Source organism: Burkholderia sp. AU6039 (assembly GCF_002223365.1).
Classification (GTDB): Bacteria; Pseudomonadota; Gammaproteobacteria; order Burkholderiales; family Burkholderiaceae; genus Burkholderia.
Genome location: NZ_NKFK01000007.1, coordinates 807,294 through 823,218 on the forward strand (window position 1 = coordinate 807,294; position 15,925 = coordinate 823,218).

At 66.0% G+C, this 15,925-nt stretch carries 14 protein-coding genes; 7 read left to right on the forward strand and 7 right to left on the reverse strand.

All coding sequences use genetic code 11. The features are described from left to right. Positions 1-2: 2 nt before the first annotated feature. Together CFB39_RS35615 and CFB39_RS35620 are read left to right on the forward strand one after the other, a co-directional pair. Positions 3-3,194: an efflux RND transporter permease subunit gene (locus tag CFB39_RS35615; RefSeq protein ID WP_089476488.1), complete on the forward strand. Its 3,192-nt coding sequence runs from the start codon at positions 3-5 to the stop codon at positions 3,192-3,194. A gap of 2 nt (positions 3,195-3,196) precedes the next feature. Continuing rightward, a complete protein-coding gene (locus CFB39_RS35620; protein WP_089476489.1) occupies positions 3,197-4,729 on the forward strand; it encodes an efflux transporter outer membrane subunit in 1,533 nt (510 codons plus the stop codon). A 142-nt stretch (positions 4,730-4,871) separates the two neighbouring features. Here CFB39_RS35620 and CFB39_RS35625 read toward each other — a convergent pair whose 3' ends face one another. From CFB39_RS35625 to CFB39_RS35635, 3 genes are all read right to left on the reverse strand, one after another. Beyond that, positions 4,872-5,585, reverse strand: coding sequence for a dienelactone hydrolase family protein (locus tag CFB39_RS35625; RefSeq protein ID WP_089430049.1), 714 nt, complete (start codon positions 5,583-5,585; stop codon positions 4,872-4,874). A 348-nt stretch (positions 5,586-5,933) separates the two neighbouring features. Next, positions 5,934-6,245, reverse strand: coding sequence for a DUF4148 domain-containing protein (locus CFB39_RS35630; RefSeq protein ID WP_256991539.1), 312 nt, complete (start codon positions 6,243-6,245; stop codon positions 5,934-5,936). A gap of 319 nt (positions 6,246-6,564) precedes the next feature. Continuing rightward, positions 6,565-7,530, reverse strand: coding sequence for a GlxA family transcriptional regulator (locus tag CFB39_RS35635; RefSeq protein ID WP_043185412.1), 966 nt, complete (start codon positions 7,528-7,530; stop codon positions 6,565-6,567). Between the two features lie 214 nt (positions 7,531-7,744). Between CFB39_RS35635 and CFB39_RS35640 the strand changes: the two genes are divergently transcribed. From CFB39_RS35640 to CFB39_RS35655, 4 genes are all read left to right on the forward strand, one after another. Then, positions 7,745-8,386 (forward strand): HD domain-containing protein, encoded by a 642-nt coding sequence (locus CFB39_RS35640; RefSeq protein ID WP_089476491.1) that lies wholly within the window; start codon positions 7,745-7,747, stop codon positions 8,384-8,386. Between the two features lie 392 nt (positions 8,387-8,778). Further along, on the forward strand, positions 8,779-8,982 hold the full coding sequence (locus CFB39_RS35645) for a DUF1289 domain-containing protein (RefSeq protein ID WP_089476492.1): 204 nt from the start codon (positions 8,779-8,781) through the stop codon (positions 8,980-8,982). Positions 8,983-9,345: 363 nt separating this feature from the next. Further along, complete coding sequence (locus tag CFB39_RS35650) at positions 9,346-9,801, forward strand: antitoxin Xre/MbcA/ParS toxin-binding domain-containing protein (RefSeq protein WP_089430054.1); 456 nt, start codon at positions 9,346-9,348, stop codon at positions 9,799-9,801. Then, complete coding sequence (locus CFB39_RS35655; protein WP_089476493.1) at positions 9,798-10,277, forward strand: RES family NAD+ phosphorylase; 480 nt, start codon at positions 9,798-9,800, stop codon at positions 10,275-10,277. The genes CFB39_RS35650 and CFB39_RS35655 overlap by 4 nt, the downstream gene beginning before the upstream one ends. 48 nt (positions 10,278-10,325) lie before the next feature. Here the strand turns inward: CFB39_RS35655 and CFB39_RS35660 are convergent, their stop codons facing one another. From CFB39_RS35660 to CFB39_RS35675, 4 genes are all read right to left on the reverse strand, one after another. Next, positions 10,326-11,264 carry a site-specific integrase gene (locus CFB39_RS35660; protein ID WP_089476494.1) on the reverse strand — a complete coding sequence of 313 codons (939 nt, stop codon included), beginning with the start codon at positions 11,262-11,264 and terminating at the stop codon, positions 10,326-10,328. Positions 11,265-11,345: 81 nt separating this feature from the next. Continuing rightward, complete coding sequence (locus tag CFB39_RS35665) at positions 11,346-11,858, reverse strand: DUF2165 family protein (RefSeq protein WP_089476495.1); 513 nt, start codon at positions 11,856-11,858, stop codon at positions 11,346-11,348. A gap of 285 nt (positions 11,859-12,143) precedes the next feature. Further along, complete coding sequence (locus CFB39_RS35670; protein ID WP_089476496.1) at positions 12,144-13,499, reverse strand: uracil-xanthine permease family protein; 1,356 nt, start codon at positions 13,497-13,499, stop codon at positions 12,144-12,146. 58 nt (positions 13,500-13,557) lie between these two features. Then, positions 13,558-14,682: an aryl-sulfate sulfotransferase gene (locus tag CFB39_RS35675; RefSeq protein WP_089476497.1), complete on the reverse strand. Its 1,125-nt coding sequence runs from the start codon at positions 14,680-14,682 to the stop codon at positions 13,558-13,560. Positions 14,683-14,784: 102 nt separating this feature from the next. Here CFB39_RS35675 and CFB39_RS35680 point away from each other — a divergent pair, with 102 nt between their 5' ends. Beyond that, complete coding sequence (locus CFB39_RS35680) at positions 14,785-15,741, forward strand: LysR family transcriptional regulator (protein ID WP_089476498.1); 957 nt, start codon at positions 14,785-14,787, stop codon at positions 15,739-15,741. The last annotated feature ends 184 nt before the right edge of the window (positions 15,742-15,925 follow it).

The following is a 15,925-nucleotide window of genomic DNA, read 5'->3' on the forward strand; positions in this document are numbered from 1 at the left end:
TCATGGCCAAGTTCTTTATCGATCGCCCGATCTTTGCGTGGGTGATCGCGATCGTGTTGATGCTGGCCGGCGTCGCATCGATCTTCAAGATGCCGATCGCGCAGTATCCGACGATCGCACCGCCGACGATCCAGATCCAGGCGAACTATCCGGGCGCTTCCGCGAAAACTGTGGAAGACACGGTGACGCAGGTGATCGAGCAGCAGATGAGCGGTCTCGACAACTTCCTGTACATGTCGTCGACGAGCGATGACTCGGGTAACGCGACGATCACGCTGACCTTCTCGCCGGGCACGAATCCGGACGTCGCGCAGGTGCAGGTGCAGAACAAGCTGTCGCTCGCGACGCCGAACCTGCCGCAGGTCGTGCAGCAGCTCGGCATGCAGGTCACGAAGTCGAGCAGCAACTGGCTGATGTGGTTCGCGTTCAACTCCGACGACGGCAGCATGTCGAAGGAGGACCTGACGAACTACGTGGCGTCGCACGTGCTCGATCCGCTCAGCCGCGTGAACGGCGTCGGCCAGACGCTGCTGCTCGGTTCGCAGTTCTCGATGCGCATCTGGCTCGACCCGGTCAAGCTGACCAACTACAGCCTCACGCCGACCGACGTGTCGGCTGCGATCACGCAGCAGAACGTGCAGATCGCGGGCGGCCAGATCGGCGGCACGCCGGCGAAGCCGGGCACGATGCTGCAGGCGACGATCACCGAATCGACGCTGCTGCGCACGCCCGAGCAATTCGGCAACATCCTGCTGAAGGTCAACCAGGACGGTTCACAGGTGCGCCTGAAGGACGTCGGCCGCGCGGCGCTGGGTTCGGAGAACTACACGTTCGACACGAAGTACATGGGGCAGCCGACGGCCGGCCTCGGCATCCAGCTCGCGACCGGCGCGAACGCGCTGGCGACCGCCACCGCGCTGCGGGCCAAGGTCCAGGAGCTGTCGAAGTACTTTCCGCACGGTCTCGTCGTGCACTACCCGTACGACACGACGCCGTTCGTGCGCCTGTCGATCGAGGAAGTGGTCAAGACGCTGCTCGAAGGTATCGTGCTCGTGTTCCTCGTGATGTACCTGTTCCTGCAGAACCTGCGGGCGACGATCATCCCGACGATCGCGGTGCCGGTCGTGCTGCTCGGCACGTTCGCGATCATGGGCGTCGCCGGTTTCTCGATCAACACGCTGTCGATGTTCGGCCTCGTGCTCGCGATCGGCCTGCTGGTGGACGATGCGATCGTGGTGGTGGAGAACGTCGAGCGCGTGATGGCGGAGGAGGGCTTGTCGCCGAAGGAGGCGACCCGCAAGGCGATGGGCCAGATCACCGGCGCACTCGTCGGTGTGGCGCTCGTACTGTCGGCGGTGTTCGTGCCGGTGGCATTCTCCGGCGGGTCGGTCGGCGCGATCTATCGGCAGTTCTCGCTGACGATCGTGTCGGCGATGGTGCTGTCGGTACTCGTCGCGTTGATTCTGACGCCGGCCCTGTGTGCGACGATCCTCAAGCCGATCCCGCAAGGGCATCACGAAGAGAAGAAGGGCTTCTTCGGCTGGTTCAACCGGACGTTCGACCGCAGTCGCGATCGCTACACGAGCGGCGTGAACCACGTGATCCGGCGCTCGGGCCGCTGGCTCGTGATCTACCTGGCCGTGTTCATCGCGGTCGGCGTGATGTTCGTGCGCCTGCCGAAGTCGTTCCTGCCGGATGAAGACCAGGGCTACATGTTCATGATCGTGCAGACGCCGTCGGGCTCCACGCAGGAAACGACCGGCAAGACGCTCGACAACATCAACACGTACCTGACCACCACCGAGAAGGATGTGGTCGACTCGGTGTTCACCGTTAACGGCTTCAGCTTTGCGGGCCGCGGCCAGAACGCCGGTCTCGTGTTCGTGAAGCTGAAACCGTACGAGCATCGCCAGCGTTCGGACCAGAAGGTGCAGGCGCTGATCGGCCGGACGTTCGCGCACTACGCGCAGTACAAGGACGCGATGGTGATCCCGTTCAACCCGCCGTCGATTCCAGAACTCGGCACGGCTGCCGGCTTCGACTTCGAGCTGACGGACAACGCCGGTCTCGGCCACGAAGCGCTGATGGCCGCGCGCGGGCAGTTGCTCGGGATGGCCGCGAAGGATCCCGCGCTGGCACTCGTGCGCCCGAACGGCCTGAACGATACGCCGCAGTACAAGGTCGACATCGACCGCGAGAAGGCGAATGCGCTCGGCGTGACGGCTGCGGCGATCGACCAGACGTTCTCGATCGCTTGGGCGTCGCAGTACGTGAACAACTTCCTCGATACTGACGGCCGGATCAAGAAGGTGTACGTGCAGTCGGATGCACCGTTCCGGATGACGCCGGAAGACATGAACATCTGGTACGTGCGCAACAGCACGGGCGGCATGGTGCCGTTCAGCGCGTTCGCGACCGGCCACTGGAGCTACGGTTCGCCGAAGCTCGAACGCTACAACGGCGTGTCGTCGATCGAGATCCAGGGGCAGGCCGCGCAAGGCAAGTCGACCGGGCAGGCGATGGCGGCGATGGAAGCGCTCGCGAGCAAGCTGCCGGAAGGGATCGGCTATTCGTGGACCGGCCTGTCGTTCCAGGAAATCCAGTCCGGCTCGCAGGCGCCGATCCTGTACGCGATCTCGATCCTCGTCGTGTTCCTGTGTCTCGCGGCGCTGTATGAAAGCTGGTCGATCCCGTTCTCGGTGATCATGGTGGTGCCGCTCGGTGTGGTCGGCGCGCTGCTCGCGACGATGCTGCGCGGTCTCGAGAACGACGTGTTCTTCCAGGTCGGCCTGCTGACGACCGTGGGCCTGTCCGCGAAGAACGCGATCCTGATCGTCGAGTTCGCGCGCGAGTTGCAGGCCGGTGGAAACATGGGGCCGGTGCGCGCGGCGATCGAGGCGGCGCGCCTGCGGCTGCGTCCGATCCTGATGACGTCGCTCGCGTTCATGCTCGGCGTGCTGCCGCTCGCGATCAGCAACGGCGCGGGCTCGGCGAGCCAGCACGCAATCGGTACGGGCGTGATCGGCGGGATGATCACGGCGACGTTCCTCGCGATCTTCATGATCCCGATGTTCTTCGTGCGGGTTCGCGCGATCTTCAGCGGCGAGACGGAAAACGTCGACGACGCATGGCGTCTCGTGCAGGGCGACCTGCAGCGCGGTCACGACGACGCACACGATTCGAAGGGGCAGTAACGATGCAAAAACACGCTTTGACTACGACCGCGGCTGCCCTGGCTGCCGCGTTGTTCGCCACGGGCTGCACGATGGCGCCGCATTACAAGCGGCCCGACGCACCCGTCGCGCAGGCGTACCCGGCCGGCGGCGTCTACGCGACGCAGCCGGGTGCGGCCGGCGCGCGCAGCGCGAACGGGCAAGCTGCGACCGCCATCGGCTGGCGCGAGTTCTTCGTCGATCCGCGCCTGCAGCGGCTGATCGAGATCGCGCTGAAGAACAACCGCGACCTGCGCGTGTCGGTGCTGAACATCGAGGCGGCGCGCGCGCAGTACCAGATCACGCGCGCGGGGTTGTTCCCGACGCTCGATGCGACGGGTACCGGTAATCGTCAGCGCCTGCCGAATGCGCTGTCGGTGGCGCCGGGCCGGAACATCACGACGACCTACAACGTCGGCCTGTCGGCGTCGTGGGAGCTCGACCTGTTCGGCCGCGTGCAGAGCCTGAAGGACCAGGCGCTCGCGCAGTACCTGTCGACCGCGTATGCGCGGCAGGCGTCGGAGATCTCGCTGGTGTCGCAGGTGGCGGATCAATACCTGACGCTGCTGTCGACCGACGATCTGTTGAAGGTCACGGAGAACACGCTGAAGACGGCGCAGGACTCGTACAACCTGACGAAGCTGCAGTTCGACAACGGCACGGGCTCCGAGCTCGAGCTGCGTCAGGCGCAGACGGTGGTCGAGCAGGCGCTGTCGAACCAGCAGGCGCAAGCACGGGCGCGTGCGCAGGCGTTGAACGCGCTGGTGCTGCTGATCGGCGAGCCGCTGCCGGACGATCTGCCGGCGGGCATGCCGCTCGACGCGCAGAACCTGCTGACGGATGTGCCGGCCGGCCTGCCGTCCGACCTGCTGACGCGTCGCCCCGACGTGATGCAGGCCGAGCAGTCGCTGCTGGCGGCGAACGCGAACATCGGTGCGGCACGCGCGGCGTTCTTCCCGAAGATCTCGCTGACGGGCGCGTTCGGCACGGCGAGCCCGACGCTCGGTGGCCTGTTCAAGGCCGGCACGGCGGCGTGGTCGTTCGCGCCGAGCATCGCGTTGCCGATCTTCGAAGGCGGCGCGAACATCGCGAACCTCGATCTTGCGCACGTGCAGAAGCGCATCGAGATCGCGAACTACGAGAAGGCGATCCAGTCGGCGTTCCGCGACGTGGCGGACGGGTTGGCCGCACGCGGCACGTACGACCAGCAGATCGCGGCGCTCGAGCGCAACGAGCACGCGCAGCAGCGACGTTTCGACCTGTCGGACCTGCGTTACAAGAACGGCGTCGACAGCTATCTGTCGGTGCTGACTGCGCAGACGGATCTGTACAGCGCGCAGCAGTCGGTGATCAATGCGCGTCTGGCACGCTGGACCAACCTGGTCAACCTGTACCGTTCGCTGGGCGGCGGGTGGATCGAGCGGGCCGGCGAAACGCCGCGCGCGCCGGATGCACCGGTCGACTACGACAAGACGGCTGCTCCGGCGCCTGCGTCGGCAACGGCGACGAACGGGTAAGCAAGACCAAGGGCAGGGGCGAGCCATTGTCCCTGTTCGCGGAGGCTGCCCGACGCGAAAACGAAAACGCCACGGATGAAAATCCGTGGCGTTTCTTTTTACGCAGTCTGCGTAGCCGCTCGCGCCTGAAACGGCGTTACGTTTAACCCTGCTTTTCCCAAAGCGTGCGGCCGAAGAACGTCAGCGTGCGATCCCACGCCATTTGCGACCACACCGGATCGAACTGCGTGCCGGCGATACGGCCGGGGCCGACAGCCGTTTCGTTCGCGAATGCGTGATGCGCGAGATAGCGATGGAATTCGACATTGACCTTCGCATCGGTCAGCTTCTTCTCGAGCGCATCGACCTGGTCGATCGCAAAGAACGCATCCTGCGTGCCCCAGTGGCCCATCAGCGGTACCTTGAGCTTCGCCGGATCGAGGTAGTCGAGCGGCGGGAGGCCGTACCACGTGACGCCCGCGTCCGCATCGGCGAACTGCAGCGACAGCAGCGTGAGTGCGCCGCCCATGCAGTAACCCGTCACCGCGACACGCGAGGCGAGCGTCTTCAGATGCGTCACGGCGCCCGGAATGTCCTGCGAAGCCGCGTCGCCGAAATCGAGCCCGGTCATCAGGTGGTGCGCTTCCTCTTCCTCGACCGTCGATTTGCCGCGATACAGGTCGGGCACGAGCGCGAAGTAGCCGCAGCGCGCGAGGCGATCCGCGACGCCGCGGATCTGGTCGTTCAGCCCCCACCATTCCTGGATGACGACGACCGCGGGCGCGCCCTCGGTCTTGGCCGGCGTGGCGAGATAGCCCTGCAGTTCCTGGCCGTCCGGGCGTCGAAACGTGATCATGGAACCGGATGTTTGAGACATGAAACCGCTCCTTTTCGAAAAATGCGATGAGTGCGGCATCGGGGCCGGCCTGCGGGCGCGGCGACGATCGGGCAAGCCGGGGCGTCGTGGTTCCGCTCGCGTTCGTTTCGGCCGACGCCGACCACGCGGCCATTCTATGCGCAAACACCGGCTGCCGTCGTGAATGGAGCCGCGCGGCACGCGACTCGCGAGACCGCATCGATCGGGGCGCGCAATCCGTTCCGGGAGCGGACGACCGGAAAACAAACACCCCAAAGGTTGGATCAAAATCCAACTTTTGGGGTGCAGTTCAGAGCGGGGTGTTTCGTTTGCTGCGCGCGTATCGGAATACGCGGTCGCGTGTCCGGCTTACTGGCCGAAATACACGGAGTCGCGGCCATCCTGCTTGACTGCGATCGCGCGGCCGGCGCGTACGCCGGCGGAGGCTTGCGCGCCGTAGCCGGTTTCATCGGCGTTCGTCACGCGGGCCTGGGCGGTCTGCAGCGCGCGCGGGTAATACTGATCGGAGACTTCGGGCTTGTAGCCGGCCTGTTCGAGCTGGACGAGTTCCGCGCGCACCTGGGCACGCGTCAGCTGGTCCGACGGATTCGATTGTGCCAATGCGCCGTACGAGACGGACAGGGCGGTTGCGGCGACGACAGCGTAGATGAACGACTTCATGATGACCTCCGGTTTCATTGATTTCGCGCTTCGCTTGTTGCGTTCAGCGGTTGATTGCATCGTAGCGATCGCGTTACCGGTCGGAAATACGCGTTCCAGCGAATAATTATTGCAACTGGGTAAACGATCCGGGGCGGCGCGCATTTCATCTGATGATTGCGAGGCTGTCCCGCGCTGGATAGGGACTGCGGACGGAGCCATGAGTGGGGCGATGCCGTCGATCGGTCGGGGTCAAAAAGCGATCAGTTAAATCGCATTCCGAAGTATTTGTGTGAGGCTGTCTATATCGTTCTTGCCGTATTTCTGGCACACGGCCGCGTCACTCGACCAGGACCGCCTGCCGTTTCCGGTATTCGGCGGGTGTGATTCCGACGTGCCGGGTGAACGACCGCCTGAGCGTATCGACATTCGCGAAGCCGCATTTCGCGGCGACCTGTTTCGGCGTGTCGTGACCGTTCTCGAGCAAGTGGCGGGCGGCCGAAATGCGGGTCGCCTCGACCCATGCGGCCGGCGTCATGCCGACTTCCGCGCGGAACAGGCGTGCGAAGTGGCGCGGGCTCATGCCCGCATGCTTCGCCATTTCCGCCACCGAATGCTCGAGTTCCGGATTCGCCGCGATCCAGCGCTGGACCTCCTGTAGTACCGAACGTCCGGCGGGGCGCGCCTCGCCCTTGCGGCTGAACTGGAGTTGCCCGCCCGGGCGCTTGAAGAACATGACCAGTTGTGCGGCGACGCGCCGCGCGATCTCGCGGCCGAGATCTTCCTCGACCAGCGCGAGCGCCAGATCGAGCCCGGCCGTGACGCCGGCGCCGGTGCGCAGCTTGCCGTCGCGCACATACAGTGCGTCCGCGTCGACGGCGAGCGATGGATAGGCTTCGGCAAGCGCATCGGCTGCAGCCCAGTGCGTGGTCAGGTGACGGCCTTTCAGCAGGCCGGTGGCCGCGAGGATGAACGCGCCGGTGCAGATCGAGCCGTAGCGCTTGCTCTGCACGGCCGCCGCTCGCAGCCACGCGAGGACGTCGGTGCGCAGTGCGATCCGGCCGGCGCTCGGCGCGCCGGCGACCAGCAGCGTGTCGATGCGCTCAGGAATGTCGGGAACGATCCAGTCGGGCAGTAACTGCGCGCCGGACGAACTGCGGATCGGACCGGACTCGCTGGCGATGATCCGCAATGTATAGAACGGCTTCCCGCATTCGGCGTTCGCTTGCGCGAAGACGTCGAGCGGTGCGGAGACATCGAGCAGTTGAACGCCCGGAACGGCGAAAATTCCTACGACCTTCGGCATGATCGATGGTGTGGTGTGTCGAACGTGGCGGGTAGCAGTATAGAGGCGCCAGTGGCGCACGATGCTCGCAGACGGGCCTGTTTCCGGTGTTCTTCCCGCTGCGCGGGCGCCGTGTCCGTCGGTCGCGCAAAATGGCAGGATCTGACGTAACACGTCTATTGGAGACAGCTATCGGACGCCGGAGAATCGAGGGTGTTTTCAATGGAGGTCGATCATGACTGAGAACGTTGCAGGCATCACCATTCCCGATAGCCAATTGACGCGCGAGATCACCGAGCTCGTTCGCGATACCGCGTCTCCGTTGCTGTTCCATCATTCCAGTCGAGTGTTCTATTTCGCGGCGCTTGCGGGCGAGCGGCGCGGGCTGAAATACGATCCCGAGCTGCTCTACTGCGGCTGCATGTTCCACGACATGGGGCTCACGCACAAACACAGCAGCGCGTGCGAGCGTTTCGAGGTGGACGGCGCCAACGCCGCACGCGATTTCCTGAAGGGCAAGGGCATTTCGCAGCAGGATATCGACGTCGTGTGGACCTCGATCGCGTTGCATACCACGCCGGGCATCCCGCAGCACATGCATCCGGTGATCGCGCTCGTTACCGCGGGCGTCGAGATGGACGTGCTGGGCCTGACCTATCCGGAATACAGCGATGTGGAGCGCGAGGCCGTCGTTCGTGCGCATCCGCGCACGCCGCACTTCAAGGAAGACATCATTCAGGCGTTCTACGACGGGATCAAGCACAAGCCTGATACGACGTTCGGCAACGTGAAGGCCGACGTGCTCGCAGACAAGGATCCGCATTTCCACGCAGGCAATTTCTGCAGCGTGATCCGGTCGTCCGCGTGGGCTGGCTGATTGCTCGCGGCGTGGCGCACGATCCTGGGTATTGGGCGGAGGTTGTGCGCGAAAAGTGAATCGCGGCTCCTGAATGACCAGGTCGTGCGACTGTATATGGCAACCGCGCGATCGAACCTGGGCACCCGTGAACGCCGCATCGCCCGGCGATAACGCCATCATTCGGACAGCCGGCCCGCGCAGTCTCGCACCGCTGCAGGACGTCTGGCGCGATCGCGCAGTGATCCTCATGGCGCGGGCATCGCGACGACGCCGGTTCGGCTGGCGTCGTCGTCGAGGCAAGCGGGGCGGGTTCGTTTTGTGGTATCGGCCGCGTCGCGGGCGGAAAGGTACCCGTGTATGGGAGCGCGATTCGTAACGCTGCCGAATTTTCTACCGATACGAGCGTTCCAATGGCTTCCACACTTCATGACTTACCCGACAGCCCCTGTGTCGGAGTGTGCTCGACGTTGTTCGACGATGTCTGCAAGGGATGCGGCCGAACGGCCGACGAAGTCTTGCACTGGGTGTTCATGAACGATGACGAGAAACGCGCGATATGGGAACGCATCCGTCACGAGTGCACGGCGATGCGATTCCATCGCGACGGACGATGAATCGCCAGAAGCGGCGTTCCGGGTGACCGGGCACGCTTGAAGAACATCTCCTTGTCCTGATCGAACCACTCGACCTTGTCTGGAAGGATGAGCCGGCGAAATCGGAGAAAATGAAATCAGTTAAAAAGTTGTTACGTGACAACCGTACGACGTTTGGCTGGACTTTATATACTGAATAATTGCATCCCATCCCCCAGGCGAATCTTCGATTCGCGGCCACAGAAGCTTGCTTCCAGGTCGGTGGGGCATGTCGTCCTCGCCTTCGCAGGCACCCCGACGAGCACCACAGGCGCGCCCATCGCCCACGCCTGCATGCTTCCGGCAAAACGCCTATAATGATTGGGCAAATTGCCGGGAGAGGTCATGAGCACCATTGCTTTCCATCCTTCGGGCGTCGCGCATCCGCGTCAGGCCGAATTCACGATTCTCGAACAGCTGCTGGCGATCCGTGTCCGATCGGGGGCCGATCTTGCCGAGCTGGCGAGCGCCCGCATCGACGTCTCGGTGATCGACCGTCTGTCCGAGCGCGGGCTGAAATCCGACGAGCTGGCCTTCATCATTCCGCGTCGCACGCTGAGCCATCGTCGGCAGGCGCACGAACGCCTGTCGCAGGAGGAATCCGACAAGGCGATCCGTCTCGCGCGCATCGTCGCACAGGCGACAGCTACGTTCGGCGACCAGGAGAAGGCGATGGCATGGCTGCGCAACGGGCTTCAGCGCTTCGGCGGCCGCACGTCGCTCGACATGGCGAGCACCGAGCATGGCGCGCGGCTCGTCGAGGAAGCCCTCACGCAGATCGACGAGGGGTACTTCGCTTGACGACACTGTGGCGGATCAGCAATTTCGCCGACCTGAAAGGGATCGGCGGGTTGCGCGCCGGCGGGCGCTGGCATTTTGCCGGGCAGCCCGTCGTGTATCTCGCCGAGCATCCGGCGCTCGCACTGCTCGAGACGCTCGTTCATTTCGAAATCGCCACGGTCGCGCAATTGCCGAGCGGATACCAGTTGCTTCGCATCGAGGCGGCCGATTCGATCGATATCGCCGAAATCGCGGAGGGCGACGCGCCGGAGGACTGGCGAACCAACGTCGACTGGACCCGCAGCGCCGGCACCGAGTGGCTGCACACGCAGCCGAGCGCGCTGCTGCGCGTGCCGAGCGTCGTCGTGCCGCACGCGCACAACTTCCTGCTGAATCCGCTGCATCCGGCCGCTTCCGAGGTCCGTATCGCCGAAGTCATGCATTCGCCGTACGACACACGGATTCTGCGGCTGATCCAGTCGCCGTCGGTCGAATAGGGCGCCGAGCGACTCGCGGCGCGCGCCGAGCGCCGAGCGCGGGCCGGATCAGCGCTCGTGCGCGGCGCGGTCCGCGGCCGCATCGGGCGGCAGCGTCTGCCGGATGCGCGTGACCGTTCGCGTGCTGACGAGACCGAGCATCGCACTGACGTCGGCCTGCGCGTGGCCTGCAAGCAACTGGCGGCGTGCATACGTATTGCGCAGCACGCGCGGGCTCATGTCCGCCGCGTGGAAACCGATCGCGGTCAGCGCGTCACGCACCACGAGCAGCAAGATCATGTCTTTCATCGCGCCACCGCCGCGCGGCGCGGGAAACAGCAACGCGGATGCCGGCGTGTCTGCCGAGCGCACCCGCCATGCGGCGAGCGGCGCCAGCGCAAATTCGGCGAGCGTGATTCGGCGCGCCGGCCGCGCCCGATCGCGCGGCACGGCGAGCGCAGGCGGCTGCGCGTCGAGATCGGGCGCGTCGCAGGTTGTCGCCCGTATCTCGGCCGACGTGATGCCGCTCGCAAGCAGCAGCGCGACGATCGCGCGATTCCGGCAGTCGGTGGGCGTGTCGTTTGCCCGCGGCTGCACGTGGCGCTGCAGCGCCGCGTCGGCATCGGGTGGCAGATAGCACGGCTCGGGCTCGCCGTCCGGCCATGCGAAATCGCGCGTCGTCCGGCCGGCCGGATGGATCGTGCGCACACCGGCGTCGACCAGATGCCGGCCCAGCCGGTCGATCAGCTTCGCGTAGCGCACGCGGGTCGACGTGCCGGGCATGCAGGTGCGATCGAGTTCCGCCAGGAAGGCCGCGACGTGGTCGGGTCCGAACGTGGCCAGCGACACGCGTCGTTCGGTCAGGTAACGCAGGAACCGTTCGAACATCGCGACGTGCTGCACGACCGATCGCGGCGCGAACGGCCGGCGATCGGCGCCGGTCGCGGCGGTTTCCTGCCACGCGCGAAAGGCGCCGACGGGGTCGTGAATCCAGCGATTCGTGTCCATGCACGATTTATAGCCGGACGCGGTCACGCCGGCAATCGTCCTGATGTCCTGTTGGCCGCCCGGCCCGATGCAAGCGGCGTGTCAGTGCGCGGTATGCGTGTCGTCGATGCCGTCGTTGTTCATCGTCAGGTAGACCAGCACGAGCAGCAGCGTGATGAAGAAGCGGAACGCGTCCGGCACGCCGTTCCATTGCTTCGACATCCACATGCCGAACCACTCGCCGCCGACTGACATGAAGGCGACCTGCCACGTGAGGAAGCCGAGCGTCAGGCCGGCGATCGCATACGCCTTGGCCGCGCGGAATGCCGTATCGCCGGCGCGTCGCGCGCGCAGCAGGCGGGCACCGCCGATCCAGCACAGCACGGCCGTCAGCGTTTCCATCGAGATGATGCCGAGATAGCCGGCGTGATGAACCCACGTCGTGCCGATCGCGCGATACATGATCCCGTTGCCGGGGAACGTCGTGTCCATCAGGAACACGTGATGCACGAACGCGAAATTCGTCGCGTAGTCGGTGATGTTGCCGAACGCGACGAGCGAGGCGAAAAAGGCCATGGCAAGCACCATGGCTGCCTTGGAAAGACGAACCATCATAATGGACTCCGAAATGAATGGGCAGGCGAAAGCGCGACCGCGCGGCGATCAGCCGGCGTTCGGGGCGATACCTGCGTGAGCGTGTCCGGCGGGGCCGGCGGTTTGCGTGCGTGGCACGGCGGCGCGGAGATCGGGACTGGAAGACCTGAAGCCGGGGCGGCGTCGAGGAGACGCACACGCCGGCTGGATCGAGTGCCCGCGCCAGGAGGGAGCGGCGATTGTCGGTCGAACGACGGGCGTCGTCAAGCGGGGCTTGCGCGCGTGTCGCGCTGCCGGCCGTCGCCGTCAGGCGTCGCGCGAAGGTGCTGTTGCCGATGCCGTTCCCGCCTGTCCGCTCAGTCGCGCCAGCGCAGCGAACGCCAGTTGCGTTGCAATGGCCGCGAGCGTGCCGGCCGCCATGCCGTTGCCGAGCACGATCTGCACCGGTGAGCCGAAATGGCGATACAGGTTCGGCACCAGGATCGGCGCAAGGCCGACGACGAGCGCGGCCGCGAGCGTGTACTGGTTGGCGCGCGCGTGCAGGTCGGCGCTGGCGAGCAGCCGGATGCCCATCACGCCGATCATCGCGAACACGACCAGCGCGGTGCCACCGACCACGGCGGCCGGAATCGCATAGGCGAGCCGCGCGAGCGGCGCGAACAGCGCGATGACGATCAGGATCGCGCCGGCGGCGGCCGTCACGTAGCGCGAGCGCACGCCGGTCGTCTGCACGACACCGATATTCTCGGCGCTGGTCACGATCAACGGCGTGCCGAACAGCGCGCCGGCCAGCGACGCCAGCGCATCGCCGCGTATCGTCTTCGGCACGTCGCGCGACAGCGAGATCGCCTTGCCGCACGTTTCACCGACGGCGACCGTCTGCGCGGTGGCCTCGGCCATCGAGATCGCCGTGAAGATCAGCAGCGGCAGCGCGGCCAGCAGGTCGAAGCGCGGCATCCCGAACGGCAGCCATACCGGATGAGTGAACAGCGGGCCGTGCCACACGTCGGCGAGCGCCGGCATCGCATCGAGCGCCCAGCCGAGCGTCGCACCGGCCATCAGGCCGATCAGCACCGCGAGACGCCCGAGCGTGCCGCGAAACGTACCGGCCACGATGACGGTGGCGACGATCGTGGCCAGCGCGAGACCGAGCGCGCGCGGCTGGGCAAAGTCGGCCGAACCGGGCTGGCCGACGACGATCGCCGCGTAGATCCGGATCAGGTTGACCGACACGAGCAGCAGCATCGCGCCGACGACGATGCGCGGAAAGAGCCGCAGGCAGCGCGTGAAGACGGGCAACAGCACCCAGTAGAACGCACTGGCGAGCAACGCCGAGCCGGCCGCCGTCGGCAGGCCCGATTGCGCGGCGATGCCGGCGAACAGCATCGTCGGTGCACCGCCGGGCACCATCACGAACGGCATGCGTGCGCCGATCGGCCCGGCACCGAGCGATTGCAGCAGCGTGCCGATCCCGCACGCGAAGAACGTCGCGCCGATCAACTGGACCGTCAGGTCCGCCGGCAGCGCGAGCACTTTTGCGATCAGGAACACGGCCGTGATCGGGGACGCGGCCATCGACAGCACGTGCTGCAGCCCGAACAGCGCGAGCTGCCAGGCGGGCAGCCGTGCGTCGATGGGTGTTGAGATCGGATCGTGCGACACGGCAGGCCCCTTCGAAGCGAACGGCGACGAGCGCCGGAAACCGGCGGTGAACGAACGGTCAGGCCCGCAGCCAGGGCAGTTGCGCGGCGCTGTAGCGGAACGTCTGGAATACGCTGTTGAGCTGCCCGGGGCCGGTCTTGCGCGCGGCTTCGTCCGGGTATTCGGCGAACCACGGAATCACGTATTCCCAGACGACCTCGCCGGCGGGCGTCACTTCGAACAGCCGGCCCGTCGACGATTCGGTGACGTGCGTGTTGCCGTTCGGCAAGCGTTGCGCGTTGCCCATGAACGGCGTGTAGAACAGGTTCACGACGTCATCCGCATACGACCACACGACGCGTTGCGTCGCCGGATCGATCTCGACGACGCGCGAGAACACGACGTGCGCGCCGTGGCGGAAATTGCCGTTGTCGAACGCGAGGATGTTGCCGTTCGGAAGCGGCACCGGCGCATGCTGGTGCGACACGACGTCGGGTCCGATCCGCAGGTCGACGCGGCCGGTTTCGCGATTCACGCCGATGATGCCCGACGTCGTGCGCAGGCTCATCAGCACGCGGCCGTTCGCATCGACCGCGAGGCCGTTGACGAGCGGCCAGTGATAGCGCCCGAAACCGGCCGCGATCGGGAAATCCTCGGGCCGCAGATGGTCGCGCGCATGCCATTCCCAGACGATCTGCCCGGCCCGGTTCACTTCGCGGATCACGTCCGCATACATCACTTCGTCGTCGCCGTGCGGCGTGCCGCCCGGCACGCGCCGCGCGAACGCGGCGTCGACCGGCGCGCACGCGGCGTAGAGCAGGTTGCCGTTCGGCAGCCACTGCGCATCGTGGTGGTGCGCGGGATCCTCGTAGCGCCATACGGTTTCGCCTTGCGGCGTGACTTCGTAGAAGTCGCCGCCATGCCACATCGACCACGGCGCATAGCGCGATTCGGATTGCGGATGGTTGCCGTTGTAGCCGAGGTTGCCGTTCGGGAGGATCACCGCGTGGCGGCCGGGGCGCACGGGCATCTTCCACTGATGGACGACTTCGCCGTCGATGCCGACGAGATAGACGTTGCCGTCGGCCGTCTGCGGCGCGATGAGCGTATAGCCGCCCGCGGACAGGGCGGGATCGTGGGCGATGAGGCCGACGCCACGGCGGCGCTGGGTAATCTGGTCGACGGTTGTCACTGCGGTCTCCATTCGAATCGGATGCGGGGATGCAGCGGAATCTAGACGATCCGGACGGTCAGTAAAACTGGATTATTCTTGACGGCCTGTTCGGAAAAATCTAACGGACCTTGCATGCGTTCGATATCGCAGACATTCCGCTGTTTCGACGAGGTCGCGAGGCGCGGCTCGATTCGCAAGGCGGCCGACGCGCTGCACCTGACCGCTGCGGCGGTGCACCAGCAGATCCGCAATCTCGAGGAGCAGGTCGGCGTGCCGCTGTTCGACCGGTTGCCGCGCGGCATGCAGTTGACGCTGGCCGGCGAGATCGTGATCGCGGCCGTGCGGCGCGGCCAGCGCGACTTCGACAACGCGCTCACGCAGGTCGAGGACCTGCGTGCGCTGCGGCGCGGGCACGTGAACCTGGCGGTACCCGCGTCGACCGCGGAAAGGCTCGTGCCCGACGCGATCCTCGCTGCGATGCAGCGCTATCCGGGCGTCACGTACAGCGTGCGCTCGGGAAACGGCGAGAGCATCGTGCGCTGGGTCGAGACAGGCGAGGCCGACATCGGCTATGCGTTGCGCCGGCGCACGGCGGCGGGCGTCGTCGAGGTGCGCGCGTTCGCACAGCCGCTGGGTGTCGTCACGGCGCCCGGCCATCCGCTCGCGGCGCCCGGCGGCAAGGTGCGGCTGCGCGACTGTTTCGCGCATCCGCTGATCCTGATGACGCCCGACACGGAGCTGCGCGCGATGTTCGACCAGATCGATGCGCGGCAGCCGCGCAACGTGCGGCCGCTGATCGAGACGGGCTCGGTGCCGATGGTGCGGCGCCTCGCGGCCGAAGGCGCGGGTGTCGGCTTCCTGATCGCCGAGAACGTCGCGGACGACGTGGCCGCCGGCCGGCTCGCGTGGACGCCGCTTGCCGATGCGGGGGCGCGTTCGTTCAGCTGCATCTATCAGCGGGCCGACATGAGCGCGACCGTCGCGATGACGATGTTTCTCGATTTCTTCTCCGAGGCGATCGAAACGATGGAGAGCGGATTCGCGCGCGCCGGCGGCGCAGCCGGCAAGCGCCGACGAGCAGCAAAGTAACGCCGTCGGCCGCGCGGGCGCATCGCACTGCGATGCAGTGCAACACGCGAACCCGCGTGCGTAATCGGCGACGTTGCGCACACAACATCCGGCCGTGCTACGCCAATCCCTCATTGCGGAAAAAATTTTGTTCATGGGACTATCGAACGCGTTGCCGGCGCACCGAGGGGGTCGCAGGCAGCGT